This window comes from Ruegeria haliotis (assembly GCF_013377785.1).
GTDB lineage: Bacteria > Pseudomonadota > Alphaproteobacteria > Rhodobacterales > Rhodobacteraceae > Ruegeria > Ruegeria haliotis.
Genome location: NZ_JABXWT010000001.1, coordinates 524151 through 546295, shown reverse-complemented (window position 1 = coordinate 546295; position 22145 = coordinate 524151). Strand labels below are relative to the sequence as shown.

22 protein-coding genes and 1 tRNA gene are annotated in these 22145 nt (G+C 55.1%); 10 read left to right on the top strand and 13 right to left on the bottom strand.

The genetic code is table 11. The features are described 5' to 3' along the window. Window positions 1-86: 86 nt before the first annotated feature. The 10 genes from HW561_RS02750 to HW561_RS02705 all read right to left on the bottom strand — a co-directional run bounded on the left by HW561_RS02750 (window position 87) and on the right by HW561_RS02705 (window position 10572). A complete protein-coding gene (locus tag HW561_RS02750; protein WP_211198490.1) occupies window positions 87-1241 on the bottom strand; it encodes a Gfo/Idh/MocA family protein in 1155 nt (384 codons plus the stop codon). Continuing rightward, the gene (locus HW561_RS02745) at window positions 1241-2296 is read right to left on the bottom strand and encodes a sugar phosphate isomerase/epimerase family protein (protein ID WP_176861684.1); all 1056 of its coding nucleotides are present in this window, start codon (window positions 2294-2296) and stop codon (window positions 1241-1243) included. The genes HW561_RS02750 and HW561_RS02745 overlap by 1 nt, the downstream gene beginning before the upstream one ends. Before the next feature lie 28 nt (window positions 2297-2324). Beyond that, window positions 2325-3377, bottom strand: coding sequence for a LacI family DNA-binding transcriptional regulator (locus tag HW561_RS02740; RefSeq protein WP_176861683.1), 1053 nt, complete (start codon window positions 3375-3377; stop codon window positions 2325-2327). A gap of 7 nt (window positions 3378-3384) precedes the next feature. Further along, window positions 3385-5007 (bottom strand): dihydroxyacetone kinase subunit DhaK, encoded by a 1623-nt coding sequence (locus HW561_RS02735; RefSeq protein WP_176861682.1) that lies wholly within the window; start codon window positions 5005-5007, stop codon window positions 3385-3387. An 11-nt stretch (window positions 5008-5018) separates the two neighbouring features. Continuing rightward, window positions 5019-6011 carry an ABC transporter ATP-binding protein gene (locus HW561_RS02730; RefSeq protein WP_176861681.1) on the bottom strand — a complete coding sequence of 331 codons (993 nt, stop codon included), beginning with the start codon at window positions 6009-6011 and terminating at the stop codon, window positions 5019-5021. Then, on the bottom strand, window positions 6004-7101 hold the full coding sequence (locus HW561_RS02725) for an ABC transporter ATP-binding protein (protein ID WP_176861680.1): 1098 nt from the start codon (window positions 7099-7101) through the stop codon (window positions 6004-6006). Before HW561_RS02725 ends, HW561_RS02730 begins: the two co-directional genes overlap by 8 nt. 2 nt (window positions 7102-7103) lie before the next feature. Further along, on the bottom strand, window positions 7104-7292 hold the full coding sequence (locus HW561_RS02720) for a hypothetical protein (protein WP_176861679.1): 189 nt from the start codon (window positions 7290-7292) through the stop codon (window positions 7104-7106). Continuing rightward, the gene (locus HW561_RS02715) at window positions 7289-8227 is read right to left on the bottom strand and encodes a carbohydrate ABC transporter permease (protein WP_176861678.1); all 939 of its coding nucleotides are present in this window, start codon (window positions 8225-8227) and stop codon (window positions 7289-7291) included. The genes HW561_RS02720 and HW561_RS02715 overlap by 4 nt, the downstream gene beginning before the upstream one ends. Further along, entirely contained in the window at window positions 8224-9171 is a 948-nt protein-coding gene (locus HW561_RS02710; protein WP_176861677.1) for a carbohydrate ABC transporter permease, read from the bottom strand. The genes HW561_RS02715 and HW561_RS02710 overlap by 4 nt, the downstream gene beginning before the upstream one ends. A gap of 81 nt (window positions 9172-9252) precedes the next feature. Beyond that, complete coding sequence (locus HW561_RS02705; protein ID WP_176861676.1) at window positions 9253-10572, bottom strand: ABC transporter substrate-binding protein; 1320 nt, start codon at window positions 10570-10572, stop codon at window positions 9253-9255. Window positions 10573-10969: 397 nt separating this feature from the next. Here HW561_RS02705 and HW561_RS02700 point away from each other — a divergent pair, with 397 nt between their 5' ends. Then, window positions 10970-11749: an MOSC domain-containing protein gene (locus HW561_RS02700; RefSeq protein WP_176861675.1), complete on the top strand. Its 780-nt coding sequence runs from the start codon at window positions 10970-10972 to the stop codon at window positions 11747-11749. Here HW561_RS02700 and HW561_RS02695 read toward each other — a convergent pair. Then, a complete protein-coding gene (locus tag HW561_RS02695; RefSeq protein ID WP_176861674.1) occupies window positions 11725-12114 on the bottom strand; it encodes a hypothetical protein in 390 nt (129 codons plus the stop codon). The genes HW561_RS02700 and HW561_RS02695 overlap by 25 nt on opposite strands. 2 nt (window positions 12115-12116) lie before the next feature. Then, on the bottom strand, window positions 12117-12644 hold the full coding sequence (locus tag HW561_RS02690) for a hypothetical protein (RefSeq protein ID WP_176861673.1): 528 nt from the start codon (window positions 12642-12644) through the stop codon (window positions 12117-12119). 633 nt (window positions 12645-13277) lie between these two features. On the opposite strand from HW561_RS02690, the gene HW561_RS02685 reads away from it, so the two are divergent. Continuing rightward, complete coding sequence (locus HW561_RS02685) at window positions 13278-13862, top strand: hypothetical protein (RefSeq protein WP_176861672.1); 585 nt, start codon at window positions 13278-13280, stop codon at window positions 13860-13862. 471 nt (window positions 13863-14333) lie between these two features. On the opposite strand, the gene HW561_RS02680 is transcribed toward HW561_RS02685, so the two are convergent. Further along, a tRNA-Ser gene (locus tag HW561_RS02680) sits at window positions 14334-14423 on the bottom strand. 202 nt (window positions 14424-14625) lie between these two features. Here HW561_RS02680 and HW561_RS02675 point away from each other — a divergent pair. The 8 genes from HW561_RS02675 to HW561_RS02640 all read left to right on the top strand — a co-directional run bounded on the left by HW561_RS02675 (window position 14626) and on the right by HW561_RS02640 (window position 22052). Then, window positions 14626-15765, top strand: a complete 1140-nt coding sequence (locus tag HW561_RS02675; RefSeq protein ID WP_176861671.1) for an SPOR domain-containing protein — start codon at window positions 14626-14628, stop codon at window positions 15763-15765. A gap of 15 nt (window positions 15766-15780) precedes the next feature. Continuing rightward, window positions 15781-16947: a D-alanyl-D-alanine carboxypeptidase family protein gene (locus HW561_RS02670; protein ID WP_176861670.1), complete on the top strand. Its 1167-nt coding sequence runs from the start codon at window positions 15781-15783 to the stop codon at window positions 16945-16947. After that, window positions 16944-17570: a dTMP kinase gene (tmk, locus tag HW561_RS02665; protein ID WP_176861669.1), complete on the top strand. Its 627-nt coding sequence runs from the start codon at window positions 16944-16946 to the stop codon at window positions 17568-17570. The genes HW561_RS02670 and tmk overlap by 4 nt, the downstream gene beginning before the upstream one ends. A 3-nt stretch (window positions 17571-17573) precedes the next feature. After that, window positions 17574-18695, top strand: a complete 1122-nt coding sequence (locus HW561_RS02660) for a DNA polymerase III subunit delta' (protein ID WP_176861668.1) — start codon at window positions 17574-17576, stop codon at window positions 18693-18695. Next, window positions 18692-19498: a TatD family hydrolase gene (locus tag HW561_RS02655; RefSeq protein ID WP_176861667.1), complete on the top strand. Its 807-nt coding sequence runs from the start codon at window positions 18692-18694 to the stop codon at window positions 19496-19498. The genes HW561_RS02660 and HW561_RS02655 overlap by 4 nt, the downstream gene beginning before the upstream one ends. Continuing rightward, entirely contained in the window at window positions 19495-20292 is a 798-nt protein-coding gene (locus tag HW561_RS02650) for an MBL fold metallo-hydrolase (protein ID WP_176861666.1), read from the top strand. Before HW561_RS02655 ends, HW561_RS02650 begins: the two co-directional genes overlap by 4 nt. A 57-nt stretch (window positions 20293-20349) precedes the next feature. Then, window positions 20350-21282 carry an AEC family transporter gene (locus HW561_RS02645; protein ID WP_176861665.1) on the top strand — a complete coding sequence of 311 codons (933 nt, stop codon included), beginning with the start codon at window positions 20350-20352 and terminating at the stop codon, window positions 21280-21282. Between the two features lie 71 nt (window positions 21283-21353). Then, a complete protein-coding gene (locus HW561_RS02640; protein WP_176861664.1) occupies window positions 21354-22052 on the top strand; it encodes a CbiX/SirB N-terminal domain-containing protein in 699 nt (232 codons plus the stop codon). Window positions 22053-22145: the final 93 nt, after the last annotated feature.

Below are 22145 nucleotides of genomic sequence, written 5' to 3'. Positions count from 1 at the left end.
TCACTGTTATTTTTTAGATCATTTCCATCCGACGACACCCTGATACACGTCCGGGCTGTAGGTCAGTCCAACCTTTGCCAACTGTCCTATTCGAGCTTAACCCATGCAGAATTTCGGGCCGAGCTTTGCACACAGGCCGCTACGAATTTCACGCCGTTGAGACCATCTTGAACCGTTGGAAAAACAACCGAAGCGTCGGGCTTGATACCTTTTCTATGCGCATAAATCGCCTCGGCAGCTTCGCCATATATATTGGCAAATCCCTCCAGATATCCCTCGGGGTGCCCCGGAGGTACCCGACTTAGGCGGTTGGCGGCCTCCCCTGCCCCAGAACCGTTGCGCGTTATCAAGCGCTTCGGCTCGCCATATGGCGTAAACCATAGGTGATTGGGGTCCTCTTGGGCCCACTCCAACCCTCCTTTTTCACCATAGACGCGCAAACGCAGAGCATTTTCGTTTCCGGGTGCCACTTGCGATGACCATAGCATTCCGCGGGCTCCACCCTTGAACCGAAGCAGGACATGCGCGTTGTCGTCAACCTTACGCCCGGGCACAAAAGCCTGCAGATCAGCGGCAAGACTTTCGGCCTCTAGTTGCGTCACAAAGCAGGCAATGTTGTATGCGTGTGTTCCTATGTCCCCGGTCGAGCCGCCCGCACCAGAGCGTTCAGGATCAGTTCGCCATTCCGCCTGTTTAAAGTCTTGGTGTTCAACCAACCAATCCTGTGGATACTCAACTTGAACCACTCGGATCTTTCCAATAGCACCATCAGCAATCATGTCCCGCGCTTGCCGAACCATCGGATAGCCCGTGTAGTTATGCGTCAGAATGAACAAAGCGTCGGAACTTTCAGCCGCTTTGACCAGTTTCTTTGCATCTCCAAGAGTAGATGTCAGGGGCTTGTCGCAAATGACGTGGATACCACGCTTAAGGAACTCACGTGCCGCAGCATAATGAACGTGATTGGGTGTAACGATGGAAACGGCTTCGATCCCTGATTTCAATCGCGCTTCGCGCATAGCCATCTGCTTGAAGTCGTCATAAACGCGCGTGAGGCCCAGCGCCTTACCGCTTTCCCGGGATTTCTCTGGCGTTGAGGACAAGGCCCCGGCGACAAGTTCGAACTTGTCATCAAGACGCGCCGCAATGCGATGTACGCCCCCTATGAAGGCGTCATTGCCGCCGCCAACCATACCGAGGCGAATGCGTTCCGAAGTTTCCTCGTTGCGTCCACTTACCATCACTCAATCCCCAGCATTTTGCGATTTGCAGCTTCGTCTGCTCCGCCATCCGCGAAATCATCAAAGGCTCTTTCCGTCACACGAATGATGTGGTCCGAAACAAACTGCGCCCCTTCTCGCGCACCATCCTCGGGGTGTTTCAGGCAACATTCCCACTCGACCACGGCCCAGCCGTCAAAATCAATGGCCGCCATTTTGGAAAAGACGGCTCCAAAATCCACCTGCCCATCACCAAGGGATCGGAATCGCCCTGCCCGGTCTACCCAGCTTTGATACCCGGAATACACACCCTGACGACCGGTTGGATTAAACTCGGCATCTTTGACGTGGAACATCCGGATTCGATCCTTGTAGATGTCGATATTGTCCAGGTAATCAAGGCATTGCAAAACGTAGTGCGATGGGTCGTACAACATGCAAGCCCGTGCGTGATTGCCAGTCCGTTCAAGGAACATCTCATAAGTTACGCCGTCATGCAGATCCTCACCCGGGTGGATCTCATAGCAGACATCTACGCCGCACTCTTCCGCGTGATCCAGGATTGGTACCCAACGCCGCGCAAGCTCGTCAAAAGCTGTTTCTATCAGGCCAGCTGGTCGTTGCGGCCAAGGATACACGTATGGCCACGCCAACGCCCCCGAGAACGTCGCATGCGCGGAAATCCCCAGGTTCCTGGAGGCTGAAAGGGCTTTTTTGACCTGATCCACGGCCCATTCTTGCCGGGCTTTCGGATTTCCCCGAACGCTTTGCGCTGCGAACCCATCAAATGCTGTGTCGTATGCCGGATGAACGGCAACCAGTTGCCCCTGCAAGTGAGTTGACAGCTCGGTGACCTCGACACCATTCTCTCTGGCTTTTCCTTTGAACTCATCACAATAACCAACGCTGGATGCGGCAGTTTCCAGATCGAACAACCGACCATCCCAAGTGGGAACCTGAACGCCCTTGTATCCGCAATCTGCCGCCCAACGCGTAATCGCATCCCAGGAGTTGAAGGGGGGTTCATCACCCGCAAACTGCGCCAGAAACAGAGCCGGCCCTTTTATCGTTTTCATCTTTCTTTCCTCCCCAATATTTTGGCGTCTATAGCGGCAAATTTTCCTTGAGATAGATGTCGATGCGAATGCGTTCCTGAGCTTTGTTGAACGGCACCGTATCGGATGTTGCACGCAGCAAACGCACTGCGGATCGCACAATGTGCCCGGTGTCTTGTGAGATCAAAGCATCGAAGGTACCGCGGCTAAGTGCTTCGCGACTAAGCGGCGTAAGCTCATGGGCGATTATGACCAGATCCTTGACAACCTTGCTTTCGGACAGGAACTGGACCAGACCCGCATTGCCGGCGGCTGACGAATATATCCCGACCAAATCCGGATAAGTTTCAAAAATCTCCGGCATCATATTGTAAATCAGTTCCGGGTCATCCCGACCCTCAACGGACGCCACGACTTCGAGGTGTGGAAACTCTTCCGCGACAACCAGATCAAAGCCTTGGCGACGCTCCAGATGATCCCGTGCCAACCGCGAGCCGGTCAGGACCAGAACTTTCCCCCCGCGATGAGCAAACCGCCCCATAAGCTGGGCGGCGGTGCGACCGGCAGATACGTTATCAACGCCAACAAAGTGATCTCTGTCCGAACTTGGAAGATCAGACACCAGCGCGACGACTGGAATGCCCTTGTCTCTAACCCGCTTTACCGCGTCGCGGACAGATGGCGTTTCCGGACCAAAAACTGCGACGCCGTCCACGTCGCGCGAATTGATTGCATCCAAAAACTCCACAATGCCCTGAGGATCGAAGGGCGGGACCTTTTTAATTGTCATGCGCGTTCGTTCGATGAACTGATCCCGCGATTGTTCAATGATCTGGGTACTCAATGCCTCGACAAACTCGTTGTCGGTATCTGGCAGAACAAACAAAAAGTTGTAGACACGGTTGCGCGCAAGGTTCGCTGCAGCAGTGTCACGAATGTAACCCAACTCATCAATCGCGTTTTGCACTTTTTGAACGGTCACCGCCCTGACGCCGGGACGTCTGTTCAGGACACGGTCCACTGTCGCCAGGCTTACGCCCGCGACACGTGCGATGTCATTCACCGTTGGCTTTTTCACCAATTCCAGCTTTTGGTCTTCCACGAGTCTTTCAGCCCTTTATCTCCTGCGCCAATCCTTCAAACAACAAAGCGACGGCTTCAGCACCAGGGTCGTTGTGCCCAATCAGGTTTTCTTCGGGAACATAGGCTGCACGACCTGCTTTCGCACGGCGAATATGCGCCGTACTGTCTGCCCCTTTTCGTGCTGCCTTCGCGGCTTGGGCAATTCCGACTGGCAACACCTCAAGCGCTGGGGCAAGCGCATCTATCATTGTTCTGTCGCCGATTTCGGCCCCACCAACTTGGCTCACGCGTTTCAGGCCTTCCATCAGGGACTTTGGTATAGAGACTCCACCAGCACAGGCATCCCCGGCGGCATTGAAGAAGATGGCAAGAATGACGCCTGACGATCCCCCCATAGTTTGGCTTAGCTCATTACCAAGAGCAGGAAAAAGCTGCGTAAGATCTGCAAGTGGCATACGGTTCAAACGCCCCAGCAATGCCCGGGCCGCAGTCGCCAGAGTGCTGCCCGTGTCACCGTCACCTGACTTGGCATCCAGCTCGTTCAAACCCTTCTCAGCCCCTATTAACAGCTCAGCCAATTTAACGATCGTTTCCTTCGTTTTTGGGTTGTGCGAAGGGATTGGATCAATCGGAGTCAAACCGTCCGGCAGAGGTGCAATTCTTATCTGCTCGATAGAATTGACACCTGGCCATGCCGCAAGATCAACCGGCGCCTCAAGGGACGATAACTCATCCGGGCCCACCGGCAAGATCGACACGGAAAACCCGTGCATATCCAATGAGGTCATCATGGGTGCTGGCCCAATGATATGACCCGCAACGCCGGTTTCAGTTAATGCGTGTGTCAAGACGGCCATTTCCAGAGGAGTCGTTGATCCAAGGTTGTTCAGCAAAGCAACTCTCGCACCTGACCCAACCTGCTGTTGCAGCTTTTCAACCACGGTCGACATTGCCGTCACTGCATTGGCAAAATCCACTTGTTCCACACCGGGTTCACCGTGAATACCCAATCCCAATTCCGCTTTGCCCGGCGCGATCCTGTCTTCCTTGGGCGACCCGGGGACAGTGCAAGTATCAAGGCTCATGCCGATACTGACGACTTTGGCAATAACGTACTTCGCGGCTTTATTTACCGTATCGAGGTCCGCCCCGCTTTCGGCAAGGGCGCCAGCTATCTTGTGTACAAACAAGGTTCCCGCCACGCCTCGAGGTTGCGGCAGATCCGGAAGGGCGATGTCATCATCAACAACCACCATTTCCACTTTGCGCCCCAAGGCACGAGCGCGTTCCGCAGCCAGACCAAAATTTAACCGGTCGCCGGTGTAGTTCTTGACGATCAGCAGGCAACCGGCCTCGCCAGTCACCGCCAAGATCCCCGCCAGAACGGCCTCAACCGAAGGCGAGGCAAAAACCTCCCCGCAAACGGCTGCCGTCAGCATACCTGCGCCAACAAACCCGGCATGTGCAGGCTCGTGGCCGGACCCACCACCGGAAACAAGGGCAACTTTCGACTTGCCCCAGTCAGATCGGTACACGACTTTGATATGCGGATATCCGTCCAACCGTGTCAGCGCCCCTCCGGAGGCGGCCAGAACACCGTCTATAGCGTCTGTAACAAGAGTTTCTTTTGTGTTTAGGAACTGGGTCATCCTTTTGCTCCTTAATTCACACGCGTGCCAAGCGCGTCGAAATACAATGGATTTTGAGGTCGAATTTTGATGACTTTTCCCGCGGGATAATCCTGATGAACATCTATCAGGGTCACGACTGGGTGACCGTTCAGGTCCAGATGCAGCCTCGTCTGGTCACCCAGATGTTCCGCGCGGACCACACGGACGTCGGCCCCCTCGCCTTCCACAATGTTCTCGGGGCGGAGTCCGATCTGAGGACCTTTATGATCCCCACCAAACAGGCCGGATGGAAGAATATTTATTCTGGGCAGGCCCAATCGGCTGGCAACATACACACTGCCCGGGTTTTCATAGATGTCGCGGGGCGTGCCATATTGAACCAGCTTACCGTTCTCCAACACACCAATATGGGTCGCCATGGTCATGGCCTCGACCTGATCATGCGTTACGTAAAGAAGGGTAGAACCCAAATCCGCGTGAATACGTTTTAGCTCAATACGCAGATCTGCCCTCAGCTTGGCGTCCAGTGAGCTGAGCGGCTCGTCCATCAGGAAAATCTGAGGATCACGGACCAGCGCCCGTCCAATCGAAACGCGTTGCATTTCGCCGCCCGACAGTTCGGTCGCTTTGTTGTCCAGTTTATGTGGAATTTGAAGTATGTCCGCGACTTCGTTCACCTTCCTTTCGATCTCTTCCTCGGGCGTTTTCAATATCGGCGAACGCAAGGGAAAAGACAGGTTTTCACGAACAGTCATGTGTGGGTAAAGCGAGTATTGCTGGAAAACCATGGCTATGTCGCGTTGCGCGGGCGTTTCAAACCCGACGTCCCGACCGCCTATACGAATTGATCCAGCATCCAGTTTTTCCAATCCGGATATCAGTCTTAACGTCGTCGTTTTTCCGGCACCGGTCGGGCCGAGTAAAACAACAAACGCTCCATCCGGGATCGCCATCGAAATGTCATCGACCGCCTTCACGCTGCCAAAGGATTTGGAGATCTTGTCCAGAATTACTTCAGCCATTTCCCAACACCTCTTCGTTGAGAGTGGATTTCAACGCACGACCGGTTGATTGCTCGAAAAGAGTGATCGCCGACGAACGAAACTCCAGACCGACCTGCTCATCAAGCCTTACATTTTCTCGTGCATCAATTCGGGCTTTCACTTCGCCATTCGGGCTTTGCAAAGTTACGATCTGGGTCGTACCCAGATATTCCGCCGCAACAACTTTTGCGCGGTAACTACTGCGGTCCGACAAAAAAACATGTTCTGGTCGGGCGCCAAAAACCAGTTCGCCCTCTGCCCCTTCAAGTAGTTTGGGAACCTGCTCATCGTGGCCGTTCAGCCGAACCATTTCAGAGCCCGCTTCCAACCTGCTCTGAAATGGCAGGAAGTTCATGGATGGCGACCCGATGAAACCCGCAACAAACATTGTCGCTGGCTTGTCATAAATTTCCTGAGGCGTGCCAAATTGCTCGATCACCGCATTATTCATCACAACGATCTTGTCACCCATTTGCATGGCTTCCAGTTGATCGTGCGTGACGTACACGGTCGTGGCGCCCATGCGATCATGAAGGGCGCGCAATTCTTCGGCCATGTGCTCGCGAAACTCTGCGTCCAAGGCACCTAATGGCTCATCCATCATGAACGCTTTTGGTTCGCGCACGATTGCGCGCCCAAGTGCTACGCGTTGTCTGTCTCCACCAGAAAGCCCTCCGACCGGGCTATCCAGAATGTCTCGGATGCCCAGGATTCCAGCGACCTCTTCGACCTTGTTCTTTACGGCGGCACGCGGCATTCCCTGTGAAATCAGCGGATAGCTGATGTTCTTGCGCACGTTCATGTGCGGATACAGCGCAAACATCTGAAAAACAAAAGCGATATCGCGTTCTGACGGGGGTTTTTGGCTGATTTCTTCCCCATCCAGATAGATTTCGCCAGAGGTTGGAAGTTCAAGGCCAGCGATCATCCGCAAGGTTGTTGTCTTGCCGCAACCTGACGGCCCAAGCAGCATGAAAAACTCACCATCTTCAATCGTGAACGAGCTTTCACGGACGGCCGTGAAATCCCCAAACATCTTCTTTACGTTTTTGACTACGATCTGGGCCATTTCTACTCCGGAAAATGGCTGACGATGATGAACATGACTGTCCCGATCAGCGTTACGATAAATGAATAGGTGAAAGCCCAGAGAACAAACGGTTGCATGAGCATTAAGACACCGGCTGCGATCAGGATCGTCGCGACCATCTCCCATGGGCCACGGCGAAATTGGATCAGACCTGACAAAAAAGCGTTCATTTGCGTACAGCTCCGAATGTAATCCCGCGCAACAGGTGTTTGCGCATCAGGATTGTGAAAATCATCACGGGGATCAGGAATATTGTCGCGCCAGCGGCGACAGCCGGCCAGTCCAATCCCCCAACACCGATGATGGTCGGAATAAACGGCGGCGCCGTCTGCGCAGTCGCAGATGTCAGAAGAACCGCAAACGCATATTCATTCCATGCAAAGATCAGGCAGAAAATAGCGGTCGAGGCTATGCCTGTTGCCGCCTGCGGCAAGACCACTTTGTAAAACGCCTGAAACCGCGTGTACCCATCAATCAACGCTGCTTCTTCATACTCTCTTGGGATTTCATCAATGAACCCCTTTAATAGCCAGACCGCGAGCGAGATGTTCACGCCGGTATAGAGCAGGATCATCCCAAGATGCGTGTCACTGAGACCGAGATTCCGAAACATCAGAAAGATCGGAATTGCCACGGCAACCGGCGGCATCATTCGCGTACTCAGGATGAAGAACAGCAAATCGTCTTTCAGAGGAACTTTGAACCGACTGAAGGCGTAGGCGGCCAATGTTCCAAGGAAGATGCTAAGAAACGTCGAGCCGAACCCGATGATCACCGAATTCATAAAACGCTCACCAAACTTGGACGGCCCAACGATGACCATATCGTACTGGCGCACGATCTCGTCAGCCCAGTTCTGCGGCGGGTTCGCGTTCAAGAACTCCTGCGTCTGCCGCGTTCTTGTCGTGAACAGATTCACATAGCCTTCCAACGTCGGGTCAAAGACGACCTTGGGTGGATAACTGATAGCATCTGCAGGAGATTTGAAACCGGTCAAAAGGATCCAGACCAACGGGATCATGGTGATCAGCGCATAAGAGATGACCAGAAAACCTGCGATCCACTTGGAGCGGTTTGAGGGTTCGGTGACGGAGAAACTGCTCATCTTTGCTTCACCCTGTTCAACGCTTTTACGTAGATGGAGGCCAAACCAAACACAGTCACAAACAGGATAATGGCGTAGGCTGAGGCATAGCCCGTGCGCCATTTTTCAAAAGCTTCTCTTTTCAGATTGATCGAAGTCAGCTCTGTCGTTGATCCGGGTCCACCACCTGTCAGCTGAACCACGAGGTCGAACATTTTGAAGTTCTCGATCCCGCGGAAAAGAACCGCCAGCATCAGGAATGGCAAGACCATTGGAATTGTTATGGTGAAGAACTGCCGAAGCTTACTGGCCCGGTCAACTTCGGCAGCCTCGTAGATATAGTCAGGAATGCTGCGCAGCCCGGCCAGACAGATCAACATCACGAAGGGCGTCCACATCCAGGTGTCTACGATGACGATAGACCAGGGCGCCAATTGGACTGAGCCCAACATTTCAAAGCTTGATGGGTCTTTCCCAGTGAACCAGGCAATGATGTAGTTAAACAAACCGATTTGTGGTTGATACAGGAATTTCCAAAAATTCCCCACGACAGCGGGCGACAGCATCATTGGCAATACGATAATCGTCGTCCAAAGATCGTTCCCTCTAAACTTTTTGTTGATTAGCCAAGCCAAGGCAAACCCGATCAGAACCTGGAAAAAGATTGTCCAGAACAAAAAATGAGCGGTTGCCTGCATGTTCAGCCATGTGTCGGAATCAGTCAGGATACGTTCGTAGTTCCGGAACCCGACATCTTTGATCTCACGGCCGATCCGGTTGGCTTTGAAATTGGTAAAGCTCAGCTTGATGGTCCAGATCAACGGAAAGATGTTGATCGCCAGCAGCAGGAAAATTGTTGGCGATATGAATATCCAGGCAATTGCACGATCGGACAGCCCCCGAATTTTTCGCGCAGCTCGCACAGGCGTTGCCTGCGCAACGCGATCTATTGTCCTGTCAGACATATCTTTGTCCGTTCCTGTAGGTTGCTGGCCAGTTGTTGCTGGCAGAGCGGACATGATGACCGCTCTGCCGCTGTCACCGGATCAGAGTTTGCCTTCGTCTTCGAAGGTCTCGGTCCAATCCTCAATCAAGAGATCCAGCGCTTCTTGCGCGGTGCCCTGATCCGCAACCACATAGTCATGGATACGCTTTTGCATTGCCAACAGCAGTTCCGCATATGCGGGCTCTTGCCAGAAATCCTGTACGTCATTCATTGCCAACAGGAAGTCACCGGCAAACGGCGCGCTGTCCACAAAACCCGGATCCTGCAGCACCGAGTTATGTGCCGAATAGCCCCCCAGTTCCCACCATTTCGCCTGAACTTCGGGCTGTGCGAACCACTTGATGTAGTCCAGCGCCGCATCTTGCTTATCGGAATAGCTGACGACCGAGATTCCCTGACCACCAAGTGTTGACCCCGCAACGTTCTGCGGCGGATTCACGAAGAAATCGATCTTCTCACCGCCGGTATTGGGATCAGCAAACAGGCCAGGGAAGAACGCAAACCAGTTCATCGCCATGGCGACCTGCCCTGACTTGAAGGCATCCAGGCTCTCGCTCATGTACGAATTCGTATACCCCGGAGGTGTCGCGGTCTTGTACAACTCTTTGTAGAATTCCAACGCCTCAACCGCTTCGGGTGAATTCACCGCACCTTCCATGTCATAGGAACCCGGGGTGTTTTCATATTTGAAACCCCAAGGGTACAACGCACCGGTCACGCCCATTGTGATCCCTTCCGAACCCCGCTCGGTAAAGATCGCAGCGCCGTACACAGTTTTCCCGTCAATTTCCCGACCCTGGAAGAACTGTGCAATCTGCAACAGCTCTTTTTGGGATTCCGGCTCGCGTAAATCCTGACCAGTGGCTTCCTTATAAGCCGCCTTAATGTCTTCGTTCTCGAACCAATCCTTGCGATAGAACCATCCGTTTGCATCACCCATCGCCGGCAACGCGTAGTAGTTTGGCGTTCCTTTTGGCCAGGTTGAATACGCATAAACTGTGGCCGGCGCGAAATCATCCATGCTGATGCTTTCGGCATCGAAGAAGTCATTCAGTTTGACGTAGTGACCGTTTTCAGCGCCGCCACCAATCCATTGACTGTCACCAATCAACAGGTCACATAGCTTCCCCCCCGAGTTCAGCTCGTTCTGCATACGGTCCGCAAAATTTGGCCACGGCACGAACTCGAAGTTCATAGTATTGCCGGACTCTGTTTCGAATTCTTTCGAGAGCTCAACAAGCGCGTTGGCTGGGTCCCATGCCGCCCAGCACAGCGTCAAGTCCTCGGCCTGTGCCGTGGTAGAAAGAGTAGTAGCGGCAAAGACTATTGCGCTGGCCGATGCCAGTTTTGAGTAAGTCATCCATTCCTCCCTTTTTTGCGCCGTCAATCGAGGATGTGCGAATCGCGGCATATTACCAAAGCTATTTGAGGTGCGTACCTCAAGTCTAGGTATTTCTGAGGTTCGTACCTCAAATCGCAATGATGAACTTATAAGTACTACGTTTAATATATTGTAGTAATTATGCTTTTTGCGACAATCCATTGCACCACCCGACACAGATGCAGCGAAGTTAATGCTGTAATTGAATGTCCTCAGAAACTGAAAACGAGCGCCAAAAGCACAGTTTATGTCAATTCGGCCAGTCTCTTTCGGCGATACATTCGCAAAAAACCCTTTGAAGGCATATAGAGATTAGGATCGGCGCTCCTACGACACGGGCTGACTGTTAGCGCATTTTTGAAATAGGTGCAGACACATGTCCAAACTCACGATCACCTGTTTGAGCCGGTTTCCGGTAAAAGGCTTGAGTGCGGAACCTCTGAACTCGGTCACATTGAGAGCGTCCGAAGGCGTTCCCGGTGATCGGCTCTTTGGGTTTGCCCGTTACAACTCGGGCTTCGACCCTCGCAACCCGGAACCACTACCCAAAGATCGTTTTGTTGTTCTGTTAAAAGAAGCCGCACTGGCCGGTTTGCAGACGCATTTTGATTCTCAAAGCCACGTGCTCCAAGTCAAAGAATCCGCCAACACCCACTGGTTTGAAATGCGAACACAACAAGGGCGCGCGGATGCTGCCAAGTTCCTTCACAGAGTTTTGGCACTGTCCGACCCGGAACCACCCATTTTCGTGTCTTCAGAACCGCATCGCTTTACAGATGTCTCAGTGGTGTCACCCGCTATGATGAATGCAATTTCCCTGTTGAATATCGCCTCGGTGAACGCGCTTGGACAGAAGCTGAAGACAGAAATCAACCCCGCCCGATTTCGCGCCAATATCGAGATCGACGGCCTCGCACCTTTTGCCGAATTGAATGGCGTAGGGGCCATTCTGAAATTTGGCAATGTCAGGTTGCGCATTCTGTCGCGCACAAAAAGGTGCGCAGCAACCGAGGTAAATCCAGACACCGCAATTCGGGACCTGAAACTCCCATATCTTATTCGTCAGCAACTGGGTCATACAGATATGGGGGTCTACGTTGAGGTGGCAGAAGGTGGCACCCTTCGCTTGGATCAACCGGGGAAAATGTGTGTGTAACATGTCCTGACCACGTCACATGTTGCACGTGGTGGCCAGGGCTGCTCTGCCCAGAGTTTGTGGTCAAACAATGCTCCGCCTGCCCTTACGTACTGGACAGCTTCGCGGACATACGCTGCGGAGCGAACCGGATCAAAATGATTGAGCCAGTGTTCGGGGTCATCACCAATCGGTGCGGGCAAGATGCCGTAAAATAGGCTCCGGCGAACGGTTCCACCCTTCGCGCGTTTGACCTCCATGCGAGCAACGCCAAAACCGCGCGCTTCTATGAACTCATTGAATTCGAGAATCTCTGCCTGGGAAATCCAATCGGCACCGCGCCCAGTCTGGGCCTGTACCAGTAGTTGTTCAAATCGGGTAGTCATGGTCACCCCAAAGGTCGAATGATGAGGGCGGGCTCATTTGGTTCGTCACCAATTCCCAGATTACGATTGCTAGCGGCGACAACATTACGATCAGCGTCCAAAACCACCCAATGCCCATCTTGAAGCTGGTTGATCTGCCCTGCGAAAGCGCGCAGCAGGCGTTCCTCCTGGGCAGTGCGGAGAGATCGCAACCGCTGCGGGTGGGTGTGATACGCGCTGAATACGCTCTCCAACCGCGAGTCCCACGCGCCAAGAGCCTCGTCTTTCGCGTCTGAAACATCGCGCAGATCGGCTTCGGTCACGAGCGGCACAGTGTCCGGCGGTGTCAGCGCGTTCAGCAGAATCCGGGTGTTCTCAGCAATTACTTGATCAAGACGAACGCTGAAATCGGCGTGGAGAGCAGAGTAATTTGGGAAGGTCGATTTGAGCGAAAGCACAACCCGGCGGCCAACAGCCTGCCCATGTCGGCGCGCGATGATATACTGGCCATTGCCGCCATGTCTGAGGAAGTCCCCGAAATTGTGTTGCATGAAACCTCCGCGCACTTTCAGAGGAGGTATTATTTCTGATTAGTTAAAAGATTTTAGACCACCGCCCGCTCCAAGGCTCAGGATTGCAACGTGGCTACAAATGCAAGAGCAGCCGTCGGTTCAGTCATTTGATCGCCTCTACATTGGCGATTGAACGCGATTCAATGGTCATTGGCCACCAGTAGCAATGAGTAATTTACTCATATCCTAAATGACTTACACCAAATCTATACAATGACGTTATTCAAACTTCCTATCCCATCTCGCTAGAGAAGTTGGCCACAACACCGAAGTGGTGCAGCGATGGGCACATTTTCGTGGAGTTGTCATGTGCCAAAGCCAACGTTCAGCATGCCCCAGCGCAGTATTGTCTCGCACAACAAATGGCCGTGCAGGGCTCCTTGCGCCAAAGTCGTTCCAAGCATGAAAGTCTGCTTTTCGGAACAGTTTTGACTTTGCAAAATACGCTTCTTGCGCAAAGTTGCCATTGTGGACATTTGATGATGCAACAGCAGCGAACGACGGCTCCGTGGCCACTTGCTTACTTCCTTCTTCAAATTGTTTGGAAGATCGCACCTAGCGGCAGTCAAATGCGGTCATAACGAGGCGGCAAAGCTATTAAGGAGACCGGGAATGGTAAGCGATGACGCTGGCAATCGTCTTAGCGAGGGTGCGACGAAAATCATTGATCGGGTGCCAAGGATCGGAAAAGAGCATCAGCTTGAAGCTGCGATCCGTGATATTACCGACGCGATGGGTAACGCTCCTGGAATCAACAGCGTTCATGTCGTTCGTCCGACACCACCGCATCAGCCAGCATATCGAGTGATCTGTACCTTCGACAGCGATGAGAACTTGCATGCCTGGGATGTGTCTAACAAGCACACACGTCTCGTTGCAGCCGCCGATGAGTTTACGGAAGGTGAGCCTCAGCGGACCTGGCTAACCGGACTGGAAACCTGGTTCACCTTGCCTGTCTCAGCTAATGCAGAGGCGAGGCCGCCGGCATATAAGATGGCCATAGCAACATATGTTGCACTCTTTCCGACGATATTATTGGTACATGCCGTCCTTGCGTACGTTCCAGAATTCGGATCAATTCCGACAATTTTGGCAAATGGAATTGCAGTAGCCATCGTAGTAATCCTGATGACATACGTCATTATGCCAAGATTTACGCGCCTCATGGCCTTTTGGCTTTACCCACACCGTCACTGAAATGGCGCTATTCAAGTAGTCAACGACAACGTCGGCCAAAATTGAAGCCAGCAACGGTCTGTCTTGCCTGTGCAGCGACATCGCCCTGCGATACGTCGGCGTTGCCTTGCCTGACACATCATCCTCGAAATTCCCATCGAGTGGCGCACCTGAAAACGGTCCCGGCAGAATTGTGCCCCGAGTGGTGTCACTGTCGGGTGAAAGAACAATCATCTGCGTTCCCGATTCCGGTAGAATTCAGAACCTCGGCGCCTTAGATCCCAACTGCGCGATCAGCAACCAATCGATCTTGGCACGGGCGTTGCCGCTGTGCGTTTCACCGCTTGGATAGCCAAAAGCGACTCGCCAAATAGGCTCAAACCCTGTGGGGCAGAACAAGAACGGAACATGATCGTGGGAAATCTTATGGGAACCCGCATATCTTCGGATTCGCTCGCGCGGTTTCAGGTGGTCGAGTTCGTCATGTTTTTATGGCGGGGAGACAGGGATTCGAACCCTGGGAACGCTCTCACGTTCAACGGTTTTCAAGACCGCCGCATTCGACCACTCTGCCACCTCCCCGCGTGAAGCAGGGTCTAAGGCCAACTCAAATCAGAGGCAAGTCGAAATCGGGAAATCTTGCCGAAGCCCGCGCAGCAGTCTTTCCATGGCACGGCACCCACGTTATGATCCGCACGAAAGACCGCAGCAGGCTGGCGCACAGAACCAGTCGACCGGCGGCGGGGCTCGGAAAACGAGGCCCCTTCAGGCAAGGGATGATTAGATGAAGCGAGCAATTGAGACACGCCCAGGGCCCAAACGGCTGGCGTTTCTGGCTTTGACTTTGGCAGTGCTTTCTGGATGTGATGAGTTTCCGGGATCGACCGAAAAACCCGAGGAAAATTCTGACGCGATCGAACTCTTGCCGCAAATAACCAGCGGGTCTCAGCGCGATGTCGAAGCGCCCGATGTGTTCGAGGTGACAGAAGCCGGTCTGTGGGATGGGCGCCCGTCACTGGGCGGGATCTGGGTCGCGCACCCCGATGTCACCCAACCCGAGCGTGTGGTGATAAAAAACGACGCCAACAACAAGACCGTGATCGGCGCGTTGTTCCGGCGCGAACGCAGTCAACCGGGTCCGGCCCTGCAGGTATCGTCTGCGGCGGCGGAAAAATTGGGCATGCTGGCCGGATCGCCGACAAAGATCAACGTCGTAGCGCTACGCCGCGAAGCGGTCGAAGAGACGCCGCCTGCGCCAGAAGAAGACGCTCCAACCGCCGAAAGCGCGGAGAAGGATACAGCTGCACCTGCGGCAGAAGCCACATCGGACACCTCTGTCGAGCCTGCCGCTGCTGAACCTGAAAAGCCGGCCAAGCGGAAGTGGTGGCAAAAGAAAGAACCCGTGGCAGCGGTTGCCGGGACCGCAGGCGCGGCTGCTGTCGTATCTGAAGAGGCCACCGAGACAGCCACTGAAACTGTGACAGAGGCCGTGACGTCTCCGACTTTGACGGATGCCCCGGTCGCAGCGCCAGCAGAGAAACCCGCCAAACGGAAATGGTGGCAAAAGAAAGAGCCGAACGAGATCACCGAGACCCCTCTTGATCCCATCGCGGGCGCCGCTGCAGCAATTGACGCCACCGAAGCCGCTCCGGCTGCTACAACGGCGGCGGCTGCGACAACCGCCTCCTCGCTTACGAAGCCATATGTTCAGATCGGCACGTTCGGCGTCGAGGCCAACGCTAACAGCGCGGCAGAGAAAATTCGCAGAAACGGCATGTCGGCTGACGTGCGCGAATTGAAGACCGAAGACAAAACAGTCTGGCGGGTTCTCGTAGGACCCGCCTCAACCCGCGCCGAGCGTAAGGCCATCCAGAACGACGTAAAAGATCTTGGCTTTACTGACGCGTTCACCGCGTCCAACTGATATAGGAGGCCCCGCGTGCTGTCCTCATTGCGAACATCCGTTTTGACCTTAGGGTTGGCTTTAATAGCCTTACCTGTTCACGCCTTTGATACCTCGGCCCGTGCGGCTTATGTGATGGATCAGACAACCGGCACCGTTTTGTTGTCGAAAGACGCGGATCAACCGTTGCCGCCTGCGTCCATGTCCAAACTCATGACGCTTTATGTGGCTTTCGAAGCGTTGCGGGACGGGCGCCTGACACTGGATGAAACGCTGCCGGTGTCAGAACACGCCATGAGCTATGGTGGCTCGACCATGTTCCTGAACACGCAAGACAGGGTCCGGGTCGAAGACCTGCTGCGCGGGATCATCGTCTTGTCGGGCAATGATGCCTGCGTGGTCATCGCCGAAGCGCTCAGCCCCGACGGGAGCGAGGCGGGATTTGCCCGGTACATGACTCAGCGGTCCAAGCAGATGGGCATGAACAACTCGAACTTCGCCAATTCGAATGGCTGGCCTGCAGCCGGTCATATGATGTCGGTCCATGATCTGGCGGTACTGGCGGATCGGCTGATCAGCGATTTCCCGGAATACTACCCACTGTTCGCCGAGGAAGTGTTTGAGTTTGACGGTCGCGCACCTTCGAATGCACGCAACCGCAACCCGTTGTTAAAGCTGAATATCGGCGCGGATGGCTTGAAGACCGGTCATACTCAGGAAGCCGGTTACGGGTTGGTTGGATCCGCCAAACAAGGCGACCGCCGCGTGATCTTTGTTTTGACGGGTCTCGACAGCACCGCTCAGCGCGCTAAGGAGGCTGAGTCCGTCGTTAACTGGTCGTTTCGTAATTTTGTCGAGAGGACAGTTGCCAACGAGGAAACGCCGATAGCCGAAGCCAAACTGTGGATGGGTGACAAGAAAACCGTCGGCCTCGTGCCCGAAGGGGATCTGGCTGTGTTGTTCCCGGTTTTGGGGGCTCAGAATGTCGAGGCTGAAGTTGTCTATGAAGGCCCCATCAACGCCCCGATTGCCAAAGGCCAGCAATTGGCCGAACTGGTGATCAAACCTGAAGGTCTACCGGAAATCCGCCGTCCTCTGGTCGCGGCCGAGGATGTGGCGATCGGTGGATTTTTAGTGCGCATGTTGACCGTCGGTGGAATTGTTCTGAAGGACGTCATCAACAAACCGCTGGAGTCGATGTGACGCACGCGGGGTTGTTTCTGACCTTCGAAGGTATTGACGGATCAGGCAAATCGACTCAGGCACGGATGCTGGCTGAGCACCTGCAAGGTTCTGGCCATGAGGTTGTCCTGACCCGCGAGCCGGGTGGTTCGCCCGGGGCCGAGGAAATCCGCAGTCTTGTGTTAGAGGGTGATCCTGACCGCTGGTCTGCGGAAACCGAAATTCTGCTGTTCACCGCAGCCCGCCGCGATCATCTGGAACGCACGATCGAACCCGCGCTGGCTGCGGGAAAGATCGTGATATGCGACCGCTTCGCAGACAGCACCCGCATGTATCAGGGCCTGTCGCGCGGTGATCTGCGCGGGCTGGTGGATCAATTGCACAGCCTGATGATCGGACGCGAACCGGACATGACCATGTTGATCGACATGGATCCTGATACCGGCCTGTCCCGCGCCAAAGGTCGGCAAGGCACAGAAGAGCGTTTCGAAGATTTTGGTCCTGCCCTGCAACAGCAGATGCGCGCCGGATTTCTTGCGCTGGCGGATGAATTCTCGGACCGATTTCGCGTCGTGGATGGCAACCGGGACATGGACAGCGTTGCGCAGGATGTGACAGACATTGTCATGGCAGCTTTGCGGTAAACCATGAGCGACGACACCCCAACCCCGGATAAGGCGCCCGGCGCCCCGCATCCACGCGAAACGCTCTGCCTGTTTGGGCAGGATGCGGCCGAGCAGGCTTTTCTATCCGCCTACAATTCGGATCGTTTGCATCACGGTTGGCTGCTGACCGGGCCGCGCGGCATTGGCAAGGCGACCTTGGCATGGCGGATTGCGCGGTTCCTGCTGGCCACACCGCCGACAGACGACGACGGGCTGTTTGGCGCACCTCCTCCGCCTGAAACGCTGGGCATAGATCCCGACCATCCGGTTTGCCATCGTATCCTTGCAGGCGCCGAGCCGGGGCTGGCCGCAATCACCCGTTCTGTAAACGATCAGGGCCGGTTACGGAACGAAATTGTTGTGGATGACATCCGCAAGCTCGGGCGATTCTTCGGCCTATCCTCCGCTGATGGCGGGCGCCGGATCGTTATCGTTGATTCAGCTGATGAGATGAATGTCAGCGCGGCCAACGCCCTTCTGAAAATGCTCGAAGAACCACCCGCACGCACGACCCTTTTGTTGGTGTCACACCAACCCTCCCGTCTGCTTCCGACCATCCGGTCGCGCTGCCGCACATTGCGGTTGTCTCCGCTTGGGGCCGAGGACATGCAAGCCGCGCTGACGCAAAGCGGGGCTGAGTTGGCGTCTCAGACAGATCACCTTGCGGCGCTGGCCGCCGGGTCGGTGGGCGATGCAGTCCGTTTGATCAATTTGGGCGGGTTGGAGATCTACACCGAACTGATCGCAATACTGGGCACCCTCCCCCGGCTTGATCGACAACGTGCGTTGGCTTTGGCCGAGGCTGCTGCCCAACGCGGCGCGGCGGACCGGTTCGAATTACTGCTGACACTGATCGACGTGGCGTTGGCACGACTGGCGATGACAGGTGCAACTGGTGCGCCACCACTGCCTGAGGCCGCCCCGAACGAGGCAGAGACGCTGGCCCGACTATCCGCCTCGCCTGATCAAGCGCGTCGCTGGGCCGAGATCGCAGCCGTGATCACAGCACGCGGGCGACACGGGCAAGCGGTGAACCTTGACCCTGCCGCTCTGGTCCTAGATACGGTGTTCAAGATACAGGAAACCGCCGGTCAGAGCAGATGAGCGACACCCCCCAGATTACCGACAGCCATTGCCATCTGGATTTCCCCGATTTTGACGGGCAGTTGGACGAAATCATCACCCGCGCGGCCGAGGCTGGCGTGACCCGCATGGTCACGATCTGCACGCGCCTGCGCAACGAACCAACCGTCCGCGCCATCGCCGAGGCCCACGCGCCCGTGTTTTACGCGACCGGCACGCACCCGATGAGTGCTGCCGAGGAACCGATGGCAACAGTCGATGAACTGGTCGCGCTGTCGCAGCATCCAAAATTCGTCGGCATCGGCGAAACCGGTTTGGATTATCATTACACCGCAGACAGCGCCCAGATGCAGAAACAATCCCTGCGCATCCATATCGAGGCCGCCCAGCGCACCAACTTGCCGCTGATCATCCACGCCCGCGCTGCTGATGACGACATGGCCCGCATTCTGGCCGAGGAATACCGCAACGCGCCCTATACCTGCGTCATGCATTGCTTCTCCTCCTCTGCCCAACTGGCGAAAGCAGCCATTGATCTTGGATTTCACCTATCCATGTCCGGTATCGCCGCCTTCCCCAAAAGTCAGGAGTTGCGCGACATCTTTGCCAGCACGCCCGTTGACCGCATTCTGGTCGAAACCGACGCGCCTTATCTGGCCCCACCGCCCTATCGCGGCAAACGAAATGAACCGGCCTACACGGCACATACGGCCCGCAAAGGGGCCGAAGTGTTCGGCATGGACTACGCCGCATTTGCCGCCCAGACGCAGGCCAACTTCGACCGGCTTTTCAACAAAGCAGCCTGTTACAAGGCTGCTGCATGACTGCGCTGCGCTGTACCATTCTGGGCTGCGGATCGTCGGGCGGTGTACCGCGACTTGGCGGACAATGGGGTGATTGCGATCCTCAGAACCCAAGAAACATCCGCCGTCGCTGCTCGATGCTGGTCGAACGGGATGGCCCCGGGGGTACGACGTCAGTCCTGATCGACACCACGCCGGATATGCGCAGTCAGTTACTGGATACTGGCACAGGGCGGCTGGATGGCGTGGTTTACACCCATTCGCATGCAGATCATGTCCACGGTATTGATGATCTGCGGATGATCGTTTTCAACATGAAGACGCGCGTCCCTGTCTGGGCTGATGGCGACACGCAGAACGCGTTGCTGGGCAGGTTTGGCTATGCCTTCATCCAACCCGAAGGGTCGCCCTACCCACCGATCCTTGACCTTAAAACCATTGATGGTGCCTTCGAAATCGATGGCCCTGGTGGGCCGATCCCATTTCGACCATTCAAGGTCAACCACGGCTCGATAGACTCGCTGGGTTTTCGTATGGGACGGCTCGCCTATCTACCTGATGTAGCCGAGATTTATGAGGACGCCTGGCCCGAGATGGAGGGGCTCGACTGCCTCGTAATTGACGCGCTGCGCCGCGCGCCACACCCGACCCACGTACATCTGGAAAAAACACTGGGTTGGATCGATCAACTGCAACCGAAGAAAGCGGTGCTGACCAACATGCATATCGATCTCGACTATGCCACGGTCGATGCCGAAACACCCGATCACATCACCCCGGCCTATGACGGCATGGTGATCCATCAAGAGCTATAAAGCCCTGCCCAGCGTGCACGCGATATCAAAGACTGGCGCACAGCCGATGTGGATCGCATGCTCCAGAACCTGATTGACGTAATCCTTCCGGTTTTTCTTGTGATCGGCGCAGGGTATGCAGCGACCCGCTTTGGTTACTTCAAAGAAGCCCATGTCGAAGGGTTGATGAAATTCACCCAAGGCTTCGCTATTCCTTGCCTGCTGTTTTTGGCCATTGCGCATCTGGATCTCAGCGCCAGTTTCGATCCCCGCCTGTTGGCCAGTTTCTACTCAGCCGCTGCCCTGTGTTTTACTGCCGGTTTGTTTGGTGCGCGTTTTATCTTTGGCCGCGAATGGGAAGATTGTGTCGCCATCGGGTTCTGCTGCTTGTTTTCAAATTCGGTCCTTCTGGGCCTGCCCATCACCGAGCGTGCCTACGGCCCCGAAAACCTGACCGGCAACTATGCGATCATCGCCTTCCATTCCCCCTTTTGCTACGGCGTTGGCATTACGGTGATGGAAATCGTTCGGAACCGCGGTCACGGTAGCACGCGCATGGCCCGATCCGTGTTGTCCGCAATGTTCAAGAATGCGCTGATCCTTGGAATCGCGCTGGGGTTCTTGGTCAATTTATCGGGTCTTGCGATACCAGCGGTGGTCGACGAAGCCCTTGGCCTGGTCACCCGCGCGGCACTTCCCGGGGCGTTGTTTGCTCTGGGCGGGGTCTTGGTTAAATACAGGCCCGAAGGGGATTTGCGCGCCATTGCGTTTGTTTGCGGTATCTCATTAATGGTGCACCCAAGCCTTGTATGGATGTTCGGAAAAACAACAGGATTGCCGCAGGATTTGTTCCGGTCCGGCGTTCTAAATGCTGCCATGGCACCAGGTTTCAATGCTTACATATTTGCCAACATGTATGGCCGGGCCAAACGTGTCGCTGCATCCTCGGTCCTGATCGGCACGGCAGCGTCCATCCTGACTGTCTGGCTTTGGCTGACCCTTTTGGGCTAATCCTGACGCATCATGGATTGACATTCCGCCTCGGCGAAACACCTATCGCACAACCAGACAGGAGCCCGCGTATGCCGCACGCCATCATCGTCGCCCATGGTCAGCCATCTGACCCGGATCCTGCTGAGATGGCGCTGGCTGCATACGCCAACCAAGTCAACATGTTGGCACGCGGAGTGACAGTGCACTCAGCAACTCTGGCCGCCCCCGGCAAGCTAGAGGCAAAGATGGACAGCCTGCCCGAGGATTCAGTGATTTACCCCCTGTTCATGGCCAACGGTTGGTTCGTGACCAGTGCGCTGCCCAAACGTATCGGAGACCACAATCTGCGCATCCTCGACCCTCTGGGCATAGATCCAGAGCTACCTGAACTGGCTGCGGATGCCTTGCGCGAGGCACTGTCTGAAAAACACTGGGAAGCCCATTCAACGGATCTGGTTCTAGCTGCACATGGGTCAGGGCGGAGCCGCAACCCATCATTTGTCGCTTCGACATTCGCGTCCGAGTTGGGCAAAACCCTGGCATTTAATTCCATTCGGGTTGGGTTTGTCGAAGAACCCCCATCCATCTCCGAAGCCGCCAGCGGCACCCGGGAACAATCGCTGTGTCTGCCGTTCTTTGCGTGCACCGGCGGGCATGTTATTGAGGATGTGCCGGAAGAACTGGAGAGCGCAAATTTTCGAGGCTCCCTCCTGCCCGTAGTGGGTGAGTTGCCCCAGATCCAACGCCAAATTGCCAAAAAACTGCGCCAAGCTTTTGAGCTCGCCTAACGACAGTGCCCGCTCACGCTGGATGGCTGAAATATCCTAACCGGAACAAACACCCAAGCTCTGCGGTTGCGCAGGATGTTCCACCAGTCCGCT